Genomic DNA, 13,838 nt, shown 5'->3' with positions numbered 1-13,838 from the left:
AATGAATTATGCTGCACTTGATACATATTTGGAGCCATTACAAGGCATATTTCAAGAAGAAGGCGTAAATGAAATATCAATAAATAAGCCAAAGGAAGTATGGATTGAAAATCGCGGTGAAATAAGGTGTGAAAAATTAGAAGTATTCGATCTTAACCATTTGAAATCTCTTGGCAGACTGATTGCTCAAGCTACAGAACAAAAACTTAGCGAAGAAGCACCTTTACTTTCGGCAACATTACCAAATGGTTATCGTATACAGATAGTATTTCCACCAGCATGTGAACCTGATAAAGTAGTCATGTCGATTCGTAAGCCTTCTAGCATGCAATTAGCACTCGATGATTACGAAAAAATGGGGGCTTTTTCTGAAACTGTTACAGAAGCAACTGATAATCCAGTTGACCGTCATTTGGATTTACTGTTAAGGCAAAAAAAAATAAAAGAGTTTTTAGAATACGCTGTAATAAGTAAGAAAAATATTATAATTAGCGGTGGAACTTCCACTGGTAAGACTACTTTTACTAATGCTACTTTGCGTGCTATTCCAACTGAGGAAAGAATTATTACTGTTGAGGATGCAAGGGAAATCGTTTTGAACGATCATCCAAATAGAGTGCATCTGATTGCCTCCAAAGGAGGGCAGGGCAGAGCAAAAGTAACCACTCAAGATTTGATAGAGGCGTGCTTACGTTTAAGGCCAGACAGAATAATAGTTGGTGAGCTCCGTGGAGCGGAAGCTTTTAGTTTTCTTAGGGCGATAAATACTGGTCACCCTGGATCAATATCAACCCTTCATGCGGATAGTCCAACAATGGCCCTTGAGCAAATAAAATTGATGGTTATGCAGGCAAATCTTGGCATTCCTCCAGACCAAATTATACCATACATTAGAAATGTGATTGATATTGTTATTCAGCTAAAAAGAACCGGTGGGGGCAAAAGAAGCATTTCTGAGATATTATTTACTAGATCTGCAAGCGAAAATGCTTAAATTTATACATAAGTTAAAAAAGAGTAGTTTATGAGTAATGGAAATTACCTACGTAATATTCTCATAGGAGGTGTAGTAGCTTTTAGCGTACTTGAGTTTTGCTTCTATCTATCTGGTATATTGTTCTTTCTATTAGTTGACGGTCCGGATGCTGTGGATTTTAAGGCAATTAATCCTAGTTTGACGCCTTTCCCTCAAGCTCTTTGGCCAACGATTTTTGATCATATACAATATTGTTGGCACCACCCAGAGTTATATAGCCTTGAGCTCAAATTTAAATTAATTCTATCTTCTACAATGCCTATTGTTGTTTTAATGATTATCTTATGGAATTTAAGAGAAAGGATAATTGAGTGGCGACCATTTAAAAAGAAAGAATCACTTCATGGAGACTCGCAGTGGGCATCAGAGAAAGACATACGAAAAGCAGGATTAAGAAGCAAAAAGGGATTATTGCTTGGTAAAGATAAAAGAGGATACTTTATTGCTGATGGGTTTCAGCATGCATTGTTATTTGCACCTACAGGTTCTGGTAAGGGTGTTGGCTTTGTAATTCCTAATTTATTATTTTGGACTGACTCGGTAATTGTACACGACATAAAATTAGAAAACTATGAAATAACAAGTGGTTGGCGAGAACGACAAGGACAAAAAGTATACGTATGGAATCCAGCGCAGCCAGATGGAATAAGTCACTGTTACAATCCATTACAATGGATTAGTAAAAAACCTGGGCAGATGGTTGACGATGTGCAAAAAATAGCTAACCTCATCATGCCTGAACAAGACTTTTGGCAAAATGAAGCAAGAAGCTTATTTGTTGGAGTGGTATTATACTTACTTGCTGCACCAGAGAAAGTTAAATCTTTTGGTGAAGTTGTGCGTACGATGCGTAGTGATGACGTAGTTTATAATCTTGCTGTTGCTCTTGATACAATGGGTAAAATACTACACCCTGTAGCATATATGAATATTGCAGCTTTTTTACAAAAAGCTGATAAAGAAAGGTCGGGTGTTGTATCAACTATGAACTCATCGCTTGAATTGTGGGCAAACCCATTGATTGATACTGCAACTGCGTCAAGTGATTTTAATATTTTAGATTTTAAAAAGAAGAAAACTACAGTTTATGTTGGTTTAACTCCTGACAACTTGACTAGGCTCAGGCCTTTAATGCAGGTTTTTTACCAACAGGCAACTGAGTTTTTATGTAGAAAATTGCCATCGGATGACGAGCCTTATGGCGTATTGTTTTTAATGGATGAGTTTCCTACACTTGGAAAAATGGAGCAATTTCAAACAGGTATTGCATATTTTCGTGGTTATCGAGTTAGGTTATTCTTAATTGTTCAAGATACTGAGCAGCTCAAAGGAATATACGAAGAAGCAGGAATGAACTCCTTTTTGTCAAACTCGACTTACAGAATAACTTTTGCAGCCAATAATATTGAAACAGCTAATTTAATATCGCAACTTATAGGAAACAAAACTGTACAACAAGAATCGTTGAATAAGCCTAAATTTTTAGATTTAAATCCTGCTTCAAGGTCGTTGCATATCTCTGAAACACAGAGGGCATTGCTATTGCCTCAAGAAGTTATTATGTTGCCACGCGACGATCAGATAATTTTAATAGAGTCAACTTACCCAATTAAATCAAAGAAAATTTTGTACTATAGTAATAGCACCTTCACAAAAAGACTGCTCAAGCAAACTCGTGTGCCTACACAAGAACCATATGACCCAAACAAAGTTCTTTCTGCTGCTGCGAGCAAAGATAAGGTTAATAACGAGGGGAATAATGCTCTTGAGGGGCCTAATTCAGTTGATTATCCTGCTGAAACTAAAACAGAGGATGCAGTGTATGATGAATCAGATGAATTTGCAGACGAAGATATTGATGATGAAGATATTGACGATAAGTTTGAAGATGATGATGACGGGTTTGATGACGAGAGGAGCGATGATGGGTTTGATGACGAAGACGAGGAGGATGAATTTGAAGATGAGGATATTGACGATAAATTAAAAAATGATCAAAAATAAAGGTTAACTTTGCCTATTTTTAGCTCAGAAAAGTGCAAGTTATGCAAATAATTAGGTTTTTCATATTAAGCCATTTTTAATTAATTAGTATTAGATTAGCTATTTTAACTAGGGGAGTAGTAATGATTAGTAAAAAAACATTAGCGGTTACAGCACTTGCTTTGCTGTTGTCACAACAATCTTTTGCAAGTGAAACAGAAGGGTTTTACTTTGGCAGTGGGTATTACGGTCAATATTTAAATTACATGGGTGAGTTGAAAGCAAAAATTGGAGATACTGCTGCTACATCTGCCAATAAGGTATCTGTAAATGACAGGGATGCTCAGAATACAGAAGGTCAATTACTAAGTAAGTATAAAGGAGATTATAACCCGCCTTTTGCTGCAAATGTAGCATTTGGTTACACAGGAGAATTGGGTAATAACAGCTACAGAGTTGAATTAGAAGGAATGTATTCTTCCGTAAAAGTGGATAATATTGATTTAACAAGCAGCCAGATGACAATATCCTACATAAAGGATAAAACTACACTAAAAGAGAAATATGGAGCAATAGTCAATCATGACCAGATAGAAAACGCGTCTTTAATGGCAAATGTTTATCATCATTGGAAAAGTGACCGTTTCTCTTTTTCTCCTTACGTTGGTATTGGAATCGGTGCAACAAGAATGAAAATGTTTGAAAAACCGTCAATAAGACCTGCAGGTCAATTAAAAGCTGGCCTTGATTATCGCATAAACGAAGATGTAAATATGCATATTGGATATAGAGGTTTTGGTGCTATTGGTAGCAGTGAGTTCAAACTAGAAACCTCAAAGTGGGATCCCAATTTTAATAATGGCGCAGGTAAGCCAAAAGGTAAAATGGTTGAACAAACAGGTGATAATCAAGTATCTACTACCATACAGAATGGCTTTTTTCATACACACGGCATAGAGGCTGGCCTTACTTTCCACTTTGCCAGCAAAGCTTAAATATAGATCCCAGTGTCACGCACTGGGATGACGAGGTAGAGGGTACTGGGATGACATAGGATAATATGGGATGAAGGAGATAATACAAGAAAACATTAGCTATGTTTTTTGCACAACAATGCACCTCTTCATTCCTGCCAAATCATGTACATATTCCTGAAAAGCTAATTTGTATGAGGTTATTATTTTGTCAATATCATTTTGATCTTCACCTATCTCCAATATCGCAAACCCATTTTTTTTAAGACACCTCCTTAATATTGAAAAAATACTCAAGTAACAGTTTAAACCATCAATTCCACCATCAAGAGCAATTCTTGGCTCTTTTTGCACTTCAGCTTGCAAGTCTTTCAATTTGCTTCTTTTAATATATGGAGGGTTGCTAATTATAAGATCAAATGAACCTCTGCACTCTGTCCATGAGCTTGGAAATATTTTGGCTCTGCTGAGAAGATTATGTTTCTTTGTGTTCTGATAGGCAACTTTGTATGCTTCCAAGCTTTTTTCAAAACCGATCCCAACGGCATTTTCATACTCACTAAGTACGGATATCAATAAACAACCTGTGCCTGTACCAAAATCTGCAATTTTTAGTCTCTGCTTTTTATTTGGGTAATATTTTAACACTGTTGAGATTAATGTTTCACTATCTGGTCTTGGATCCAAAACATGCTGGTTAACTATAAAATTTTTACTCCAGAATTCACGATTACCTATTATTTGCGATATTGGATATCTTTCCGCTCTTTTTTTTGTTAATTTCCAAAATAAAAGTTCTTTCTCCATTGGCACTTGATCAGCATGGTTCATAATTATGAATGATCTTTCCACTCCAAGTACGTGCTGCATGATGATTTCACAATCTAAATGTGGTGATTCAACTTTATGTGACGATAATAACTCCGATCCTTCTTGAATTAAAGTGCTGATTGTTTTCATTATTCTAAAAATGTGTTCCTTTCAGCCAAGAATAGCAATTCCAATTTAGGGTAGCTGCACTAAATCCAAGTGTCAAGCATGGGTTCTTGCATAACCTAAACAGAAAAAAGATACAAGGTATTATTTTAGATATAAGCTATAAATATTTAAGAAATTTACCAAATGAAAAAAAAGGCAAAAGAAGCCCCGTGGTTGGCTAATTACTTACATTATACTTTCAAGTATGGCGTTTTTTTATTCTAAACACTTAATAACCGCGATTCAGCTGCTTTTAAACCGCAACTAATCTAAATTATAAACGTTAAGAAATTTACTAAACAGAAAAAAAGGCAAAAGAAACCCTAGGGTAGCTAGTTATTCACTATCCATTTTTTAAGTTGGCGTTTTTTAATGTTTTAAATGCTTTATAAGCGCATTTCAGCTTATATTAGGTAAAAACCTAGAAATTTTATAAAGACATAGAGTGCACATAGTGCAAAAAATTAAACATGAAACGCCAGATACGTGAGTTTTTTTGTCATTTAATCTGTACAGAGAAGATAAATAAATAGCTTCAGTGTTTATGATAAGGGGGTTGGCGGAGTTTGTCAAGGAAGTTTTTTCGTTTCTATTCCCAATAAAAGTTTGTATGCAATAACACAGAAGCATATGCTGCTATTCCTTCATTTCTTCCAAGAGAACCTAATTTTTCTGCAGTGGTTGCTTTGACATTTACGAATTCATCATCAATCTCTAATGCTTTTGATATGAATTTCTTCATTTCTACTTTGTAAGGCGATATTTTAGGCTCCTCACAAACTATAGTAATATCTAAATTAGACACGCTGTACCCTTTTTCCTTTGCTTTTTTAGCAGCAAAGTCAAGAAAGTGAGATGAATTGCAATCTTTCCATTCAGAGGAACTAGGAGGAAAGTGCTCTCCTATGTCGCCACATCCCAGTGCTCCGAGTATTGCATCAACGATTGCATGTATTACAACATCACCATCAGAGTGCGCTTCTATTGCCATGTTGTGTTCAATTTTCACACCGCAAATTTTTATAAAGCTCTCAGCACCATTTTGAACTTTAATGAACTTATGTATATCATAACCAGTTCCGACACGAAATTTTGGCTCTTCAAAGAGAAGCTTTGCCATATTGATATCCTCTTTTGTGGTTAACTTAAAATTGCTTTTCTCACCTTTAATAATCGCAACATGTTTTTTGTGCTCTACCATTAGTGATGAATCGTCAGTAAATTCTTTGTCTGATTGATGGCACGATAATAATTCTTTGAAATTAAAAATTTGAGGAGTTTGTATGGCTCTGAGTTTTCCTCTTGAAATCGTAGATTCAACGAAATTATTACCCACCAATGACATAGTGTCTTCGACTTCTATTGCTGGTACTACTCCTGTATATTGATCATTAATCATGGACTGAGCCAAGTTATCTATCAGAACATCTGACACAAAAGGCCTACAAGCATCGTGTATAACTACAAAATCTGGGTTAATTTTTTGTAAGCTTTCAAGCCCTAGTTTAACTGAATTTTGCCTGTTTTCTCCTCCATATATTGGACTTAGTAATTTAGTATCTACACCTCCTGTCATCCAAGTAGCTTGACTACTTGGATCCATACTTTCTTTTTTTCTAGATTCCAGCGTCACGCGCTGGAATGACATCAAGGAGTGTACTGCTGATTTTTCACTTAAATAATGGTTGGATAAGAGATCCATTGCTTCCCTATAAAAACTTTCATGGTCTCTATTAATTGCTATTCTTATGTAATCTATATATTGGTTAGCCAGAAATCTTTTAATTGCATGAAATAAAACAGATTTACCTGCAAGTTTTGTATACTGCTTAGGAATTGTGTTACTGCATCTACTGCCTACTCCTGCTGCAACTATTAATGCTGCTATTTTGTATTTCTTAAGTCTGTTAGTGTGCATATTTATCATTTTCAGCGTAAGTGTATAGTAACAAGTTATTTACAGTTTTAAAAAAAGAGTGTATTATCTTATAAGATATAATACGATGCTAGAATGCACATTACTAAGTGTAATAAAGAAAATGAGATACACCTTATATTCTTTCATGGAATAGGGGATAATCATAAAAATGCTCAACAATGCTTACAGCATTTATGTGGCAGAAATAGGCTAAAAGCTATTGCTCATACACATAAATATCCGGCTATATTCCAAAACTACATAACTTATGCTGCAGTTAGCTTTTTGTTCCTCGTGGCATCTGTATCAGCGCCCATTGCAATATTACTACTTATAAGCCCCATAACAGCTGGAGTAGTTGGTTTAGCAAGCTTAGCTGCTCTAACTTGCATTTTTTTATCCGTAATGCTTATTATTATTCCCTTTATAAATAGAGATCAAAGTTTGCTTAAGCCCTCGATAGAAGAAATCAATGAATTAATGGACAAGGGTGTGAGGCCTGAAAACATTATACTTTTTGGCCATTCCTTTGGAGGAGCAGTTGCATCGGCAGTTTTGAAGCACTTTGCAGACAAAAACGTTAAACTTGGAAGTGTTATTTTTACTAGCACTTTCAGCTCTTTTCATACAGCAATAGGGCATTTTCCGATCCCTCAAGCAAAAATTTTAAGTATGTTGCCCTCATCCATTTTTAAAAAATTGCTAAAGGCTTTAGATCTAGATTTTGATTTAGTGAACGATATACGAAAGTTGCGAGATGAGGGAAAATTGAATATGCCAATAATAGTTATTAATAGCAAAAGAGATTACTTAATACCACAACCTGCACAATTGGCGCACGCAATAGAAAATGATGTATTGCTACGTGGAAAATTGATCAAGATTGTTAATTCGAAAAGGTATGAAGATGATCCACATAACGGAGTTTTATCTAGTTGGGAATTGGGTGAAAATTTGATTGACCTAATACTTAATAAAATTGATAAAACAATGAATAGATAGTATTTACAATAAACTGTATATTTTTCAGTAAATTGACTATGCTAAACGCATGCAAAAACGTCATATAACTATTTGTTTTATACTGCTTTTTATAATAGGGATGTTATTCCTGATGCGTCCTATGATTTTTCCATGTTTAATGTCTATTGTTATTGCATATTTGTTTAATCCGCTAGTAGTCAAGTTTGAAAAGTATAGAATACCGCGTTCATGTTCTGTAATTTTTATAATACTTGTTTTATTAATAGCTTTTATACTAGTTATAACATTTGTTTTACCTATTATATATGTTCAAATTACTTCAATATTAAATTTCTTAGTGAGTAAAGTGCCTTCATTAAAACTTAAAGTAATCCCCTCTGTATTAGAATTTCTTAATATAAAAATCGAGGATAGCTTATTTGATCACTTATCTAAAAATCTAGCAGAAAATTACAGCGACTATGTATCTTATTTCATAAATGCTCTTGATATTGCTAGTAACTTTATAATCCAAGTGTTAAGTTCAAGCTTTAGCTTGATTCACACGGTATCATTAATGGTGATTACTCCTGTAGTGTTTTTCTATATATTACGTGATTGGCCTTTAATTATAGAAAAAGCTAATAAATTAATTCCTGTTTCTTATAGAGAAAAAGTTGCAAATTATTTTTCCAAAGTGGATTTCATCATATCTAATTATCTAAAGGGGCAGGTAAATGTATGTATTGTCATGATGGTCTTTTACTCTGTGAGCCTGAGCATAATCGGATTGAAACACTCTATTGTTATTGGAATTTTATCAGGAATATTAACGTTCATACCTTACGTAGGACCATTATTATATACCATTATTGGGTTTTTGAGCGCTATTACTCAATTTAGTGAATGGTTTGAAAGTGCTGCCGTTTTGCTATTATTTGGTGTTGGACAATTAATAGATTCAAACATATTAGTTCCTTTATTAATAGGAAAAAAAGTTCATATACATCCAACTGTAATTATTCTGGGAATTACTATATGCGCTTCATATTTTGGATTTACAGGTATATTACTTTTTATTCCAATAATAGCAATGTTCAATGTATCAGTAGAATATGCAATCAATAAATATTTTAAAAGTGAGCTTTATAAAAACGGCTAACAGACCTTTTGCATAATCAATTTATGGTAAGAGGAGAAATGAGCCCAGAATACCTGAGATATTTGAGGAGCGTAAGTAAATTTCTGCGCAAAAATTACTACCAGAAAGAGGTTACGTAAGAGGTTTAATGTGCAATTAAATTTATTTAACAACAATCAAGCTGATTATAGTCGGCAAAATTACATCATCTTAGATGAAAATAAGCACATATATAATTCAGTAATTGAGGATTTATCTTGGAAATCTCTCATTCTTTTTGGACCTAAAAGCTCTGGTAAAACTCATCTTGCTCATATTTGGCAGTCAATAAACGATGCAATTTTTATCAATGTGAATAACTTTGTAAGCGAGATTAGGTATAGCGATGCTTTTATTTTAGAAGACGTACAAAACATTAAAGATGAAGAAATGTTATTACATTGTTACAATTACATGAAAGAAAATGATAAGAAGCTGCTAATCACTTCTTCAATTTCACCAAAAAAACTTAACTTCAAACTAAGAGATTTAAGTTCTCGAATATTATCAACTATCAGCGTAAAAATTTTGCCTGCAAGCGAAGAATTATTAAGAATCATGCTAATAAAACGATTTTCAGATAAACAGTTAAAAATTGATTTAAAAGTGATTAATTATATTTTAGCAAGAATAGAACGTTCTTTCTATAGCATTGATAAAATTATAGAGAAGATAGATAATGAATCTATAGGGTCAAATGTGACCGTTCCTTTTATTAGCACTTTATTTAAAAAAGATGCCATTTGATTTCTTCTTTTGTAAAGTACTCATTGTATATATTAAAAATTTATTAACACCCATAACACTAACGTAATTGAAATCTCTATCTGTCCATGTTAGAATTATAATAAATGTTATGTTATAATAAATATAGATAGATACAGCTAAGAAGTATTCTATATTTATAGTAGAGCTCACTTTATAAGGTGTTTTTTATAGATTTGACGTTATAATTTAACTATGATAAGAGTAAGATTAAATTTAAAAAAAAGGTTAAAGCAAAGGTTTGTGATGTTCACTCTATTGATAAATGCCTTATTTGTCTCATATTTTCTCATAAGACACATAGGAAACACTTCCAATCAAATTATAGCCAAAGAAATAAATATAGGAGCTGATAATGAAAAATAAACAGTCGCAAAATAAAAAAGAAAATCTTTACATAACATATTACATAGATGCTTTGGCTCCAGAGAGGTCCGCTACACAAAATACTCTGGAAAGTTATCGTTCGGATTTACACCAGTTTGAAGAATTTTTATTAGAAAGCGGCACTACCTTGGTTGGCGTAAACAAAACCAATATTAAAGATTATGTGAAATATTTATGTACACAAAAAAAATATAAAAGTAGCTCTATATCAAGAAAAATATCCGCTACGAAAAATTTCTATAAGTGTCTATTTAATGACGGAATAATAGATTTTAATCCAGCACCGGCTAATGATGCTGAATTAAAGAATCCAAAAGTTTCTCGTCCTTTGCCTAAGTATTTAAGTGTCGAAGAAATATTTTTGCTAATGGACGCAGTGAGAAAATCAGCAAGCGAATCGAATAAAGAGATAAGCAGTAAAAGGCTATGTGCGATTTTAGATATCCTTTACTCTTCTGGAATGCGTGTTTCTGAACTAATTGATATGAAGTTATGTGAAGTGTCACATTTAATAAACAGTAATAACAAAGAATGCTATATAATAATAAAAGGAAAAAGTGGTAGAGAGAGGCAAATTCTTTTTAATGAACAAGCATTGCAGAGCCTTAGAAATTATTTATCAGTTCGTGACAATCTGATCCCTAACGAAAAGGAATCCGATTGGCTATTCCCAGGTAATAAACCTAATAAACCAATTACAAGGCAGAGGGTCGGTCAATTAATGAAGGAGTTAGCAAGAAAATGCAATATTGATGAAAATAAGATCTCTCCACACGTGATTAGGCATTCTTTTGCTACCCATCTACTGGATAGCGGAGCAAATATTGTGTTGATACAGAAAGTTCTTGGCCATACTAACCTTTCTACAACACAAATATATACTCATATTGCTAACGAAAAGTTAAAGGACAAATTAGCTGATTCGCATCCTATTACTCAGATGATCAATAATTAAACTTATTGCTTTTAATTTGTAGTAAAGTTAAATTCAAATAAGTTTATGTGAGTTTGTGATTTCAAGTTTATTGTTTAATTTCTTCCTTATATTATGGGAAGTATTCTATACTTTAATTGCTCTCCCTGTAATTTTCTTTCCTGAGTATGTAATAACCATTTTCCTCGTCTGTTCGGTGAGAGTTGTATTATTCATGCTGCGTTTATTATGTGGCATTAAATATGAAGTGAGGGGAATGGAAAACATTCCTAAGCAACCTTTTATCATTGCATCTAAACACCAATCTCCATTTGAAACATTTATTTTTATACTACTATTTAGAAAAGCGGTTTTTATTTTAAAACGTGAATTGAAATGGATTCCATTCATTGGTTTACATCTTATAGCGCTGAAAATGATTTTTATTAACCGTTCAGATGGTATCAGTGCTATACGCCATATAATTAAACTAGCAAAAATGCGTATAAAAGAAAATAGAAGCATAATAATATTTCCTGAAGGTACGAGAACAACTATAAACCAAAATATAAAATATCAACCAGGTATTGCTGCTTTATATAGCGTATTATCTGTTCCTGTGTTACCGGTTGCTTTAAACACTGGTTTGTTTTGGCCAAAAAGCATACTTTCTCTGAGAAAGAATCCCGGAAAGGCAGTAATAGAAATATTGCCCCCAATATATCCTGGGTTAAACAAAAATGAATTCTTGCAAAGTTTAGAAAAAATTATTGAAGAGAGAAGCAGTAGATTAACCATAGAAAAAACTGATATTGCAAATTAACAAAAAAACTTTATAATTAAAAAAAAAGTACAGTATTTTAGGTATTAATATATGGCAAATCATAAGAGTGCTAAAAAAATGATAAAGGTAATAGCAAAGCGCACTTTAATAAATAAGATGCGGAAAAGTAAAACTCGCACCGCTATTAGAAAATTGGTTGATATAATCAAGTCTGGCGACAAAGAAAATGTTGTTCTGGCATTTCGGAATGCTGAATCTAATTTACACAAGTGTGTGAATAAAGGTGTTATTCATAGGAATACTGCTGCGCGTAAAATAAGTCGCTTAAATGCAAAAGTAAAAGCATTGATGACCGCTTAATACGGTTAATGTAAAGTTAACTGTATTAATATATACTCTTCAGTTTGTATATTCTGTATAAAATTTAAGTAGCTTAAGTGATGGATAAAAAAGTGCTATTAGAACTAAGTAATGGATTAAAAATTGAGCTACCCATATTAAGTGGAACAATAGGTCCTGACGTGTTAAATATCAAGGATTTATATAAGACGACAGGATTATTCACTTATGATCCGGGGTTTGTTTCCACAGCTTCATGTTCTTCTTCGATTACATTTATTGATGGAGATGAAGGAGTTCTTAAATATAGGGGACATGATATAGCTGATTTGGCAGAGAATAATAGTTTTACTGCTGTGATTTATTTATTACTCTATGGTGAACTACCCAGTTCAGAGCAACACAAAAAATTTCTTCTCAAAATACAAGAATCATCCAAAGTATCAGAGCAAGTTACAAATGTAATCAAAGCATTTCCAAAAACTGCTCACCCTATGTCGATTTTAGTTGCATGTTTTGCAAATTTGTCAGCATCTTACCATGAAACACATGGCAACAATGTCAATGGTGAAGATTTAGATTTTGGAATTTCTGCAATAGCACAAGTTCCTGCAATTGTTGCAATGATTTATAGGCATATCAACAATCAGGAATTCATAAATGCTAACAATGAATTAAGTTACAGTGAAAATTTCTTAAAGATGATATTTGGCGATGCTGTTGATAATGATAAAAGCGCCCTTTTTGCAAAAGCTCTGGATAAAATATTTACTCTCCATGCTGATCATGAACAGAATGCTTCTACGGCGGCTGTCAGATTGGTGGGATCGGCTGGCTCTAATCTGTTTGCAAGCCTCTCTGCAGGAGTTGCTACACTTTGGGGACCAGCACATGGTGGAGCTAATGAAGCAGTTATAAATATGCTAAAAGAGATAGAGCAAAGTGAAGATATAGATAAATTCATCGAAAAAGCTAAAGATGATAAAGATCCATTTAAATTGATGGGATTTGGACATCGTGTTTATAGAAATTATGATCCGCGCGCGCGGATATTGAAAGACGCTTGTCATGAGGTTCTAAGTAAACTAGAACAAAATAATGAATTGCTCAAAATTGCAAAAAAACTTGAAGAAATAGCTTTAAAGGATGAATATTTTATCGTGCGTAAGTTATATCCAAATGTTGATTTTTACTCAGGTATAATAATGAATGCTATCGATATTCCCTCAAATATGTTCACGCCTATTTTTGCACTTGCAAGAACCACTGGTTGGGTTACTCAGTGGTATGAAATGATAAATGATAAAGAAACTAAGATCTGTAGACCAAGGCAACTCTATTTTGGTAAATAAATTTATTTTCACTTCATTAGACTTCTTGTATAACCCAAGCTAAGTAGAAAAAAGGTATAGCTAACACGTCATACCGTGATTTATTCACGGTATCTCTAGATCCCGCTAACAAGTAGCGGGATGACGAGATGCCACCGCGAACCGTCATACCGCGATTCATTCGCGGTATCTCATCCGCTAACACGTAGCAGGATGACGAGGTTATCGTCATACCACCGCGAACCGTCATACCGCCGCGGTATCTCACCCGCTAACAAGTAGCGGGA

The 13,838-nt window shown here is 33.7% G+C and carries 12 protein-coding genes; 10 read left to right on the top strand and 2 right to left on the bottom strand.

Features of this window, described 5'->3' with window-relative positions; genetic code table 11:
• Position 1: 1 nt before the first annotated feature.
• The 3 genes from virB11 to AAGD99_RS05480 all read left to right on the top strand — a co-directional run bounded on the left by virB11 (position 2) and on the right by AAGD99_RS05480 (position 4,014).
• Positions 2–994 carry a P-type DNA transfer ATPase VirB11 gene (gene virB11, locus AAGD99_RS05490; RefSeq protein WP_253309358.1) on the top strand — a complete coding sequence of 331 codons (993 nt, stop codon included), beginning with the start codon at positions 2–4 and terminating at the stop codon, positions 992–994.
• A gap of 30 nt (positions 995–1,024) precedes the next feature.
• A complete protein-coding gene (locus tag AAGD99_RS05485) occupies positions 1,025–3,040 on the top strand; it encodes a type IV secretory system conjugative DNA transfer family protein (RefSeq protein WP_341822826.1) in 2,016 nt (671 codons plus the stop codon).
• Positions 3,041–3,162: 122 nt separating this feature from the next.
• Positions 3,163–4,014: a P44/Msp2 family outer membrane protein gene (locus AAGD99_RS05480; RefSeq protein WP_341822825.1), complete on the top strand. Its 852-nt coding sequence runs from the start codon at positions 3,163–3,165 to the stop codon at positions 4,012–4,014.
• A gap of 99 nt (positions 4,015–4,113) precedes the next feature.
• Here the strand turns inward: AAGD99_RS05480 and prmC are convergent, their stop codons facing one another.
• Together prmC and ispF are read right to left on the bottom strand one after the other, a co-directional pair.
• A complete protein-coding gene (prmC, locus tag AAGD99_RS05475; RefSeq protein WP_341822824.1) occupies positions 4,114–4,953 on the bottom strand; it encodes a peptide chain release factor N(5)-glutamine methyltransferase in 840 nt (279 codons plus the stop codon).
• A gap of 607 nt (positions 4,954–5,560) precedes the next feature.
• Positions 5,561–6,898 carry a 2-C-methyl-D-erythritol 2,4-cyclodiphosphate synthase gene (gene ispF, locus AAGD99_RS05470; RefSeq protein WP_341822822.1) on the bottom strand — a complete coding sequence of 446 codons (1,338 nt, stop codon included), beginning with the start codon at positions 6,896–6,898 and terminating at the stop codon, positions 5,561–5,563.
• 84 nt (positions 6,899–6,982) lie between these two features.
• On the opposite strand from ispF, the gene AAGD99_RS05465 reads away from it, so the two are divergent.
• From AAGD99_RS05465 to AAGD99_RS05435, 7 genes are all read left to right on the top strand, one after another.
• Positions 6,983–7,891, top strand: a complete 909-nt coding sequence (locus tag AAGD99_RS05465) for an alpha/beta hydrolase (RefSeq protein ID WP_253309353.1) — start codon at positions 6,983–6,985, stop codon at positions 7,889–7,891.
• Positions 7,892–7,940: 49 nt separating this feature from the next.
• Positions 7,941–9,014: an AI-2E family transporter gene (locus AAGD99_RS05460; RefSeq protein WP_264735948.1), complete on the top strand. Its 1,074-nt coding sequence runs from the start codon at positions 7,941–7,943 to the stop codon at positions 9,012–9,014.
• 129 nt (positions 9,015–9,143) lie between these two features.
• Positions 9,144–9,779, top strand: coding sequence for a DnaA ATPase domain-containing protein (locus AAGD99_RS05455; protein WP_253309351.1), 636 nt, complete (start codon positions 9,144–9,146; stop codon positions 9,777–9,779).
• Between the two features lie 373 nt (positions 9,780–10,152).
• Complete coding sequence (locus tag AAGD99_RS05450) at positions 10,153–11,139, top strand: tyrosine-type recombinase/integrase (protein WP_341822821.1); 987 nt, start codon at positions 10,153–10,155, stop codon at positions 11,137–11,139.
• 55 nt (positions 11,140–11,194) lie between these two features.
• Complete coding sequence (locus AAGD99_RS05445; protein ID WP_341822820.1) at positions 11,195–11,920, top strand: lysophospholipid acyltransferase family protein; 726 nt, start codon at positions 11,195–11,197, stop codon at positions 11,918–11,920.
• A gap of 51 nt (positions 11,921–11,971) precedes the next feature.
• Positions 11,972–12,241, top strand: a complete 270-nt coding sequence (gene rpsT, locus AAGD99_RS05440) for a 30S ribosomal protein S20 (protein ID WP_006279236.1) — start codon at positions 11,972–11,974, stop codon at positions 12,239–12,241.
• Positions 12,242–12,321: 80 nt separating this feature from the next.
• Positions 12,322–13,572, top strand: a complete 1,251-nt coding sequence (locus AAGD99_RS05435) for a citrate synthase (protein WP_341822819.1) — start codon at positions 12,322–12,324, stop codon at positions 13,570–13,572.
• Positions 13,573–13,838 lie beyond the last annotated feature (266 nt).

Origin of the sequence: Wolbachia endosymbiont (group A) of Clivina fossor (assembly GCF_964026865.1) — a bacterium.
Taxonomy (GTDB): Bacteria; Pseudomonadota; Alphaproteobacteria; order Rickettsiales; family Anaplasmataceae; genus Wolbachia.
Note: the sequence above shows the minus strand (reverse complement) of the source record. Positions and strands in the feature narration are given on the sequence as shown.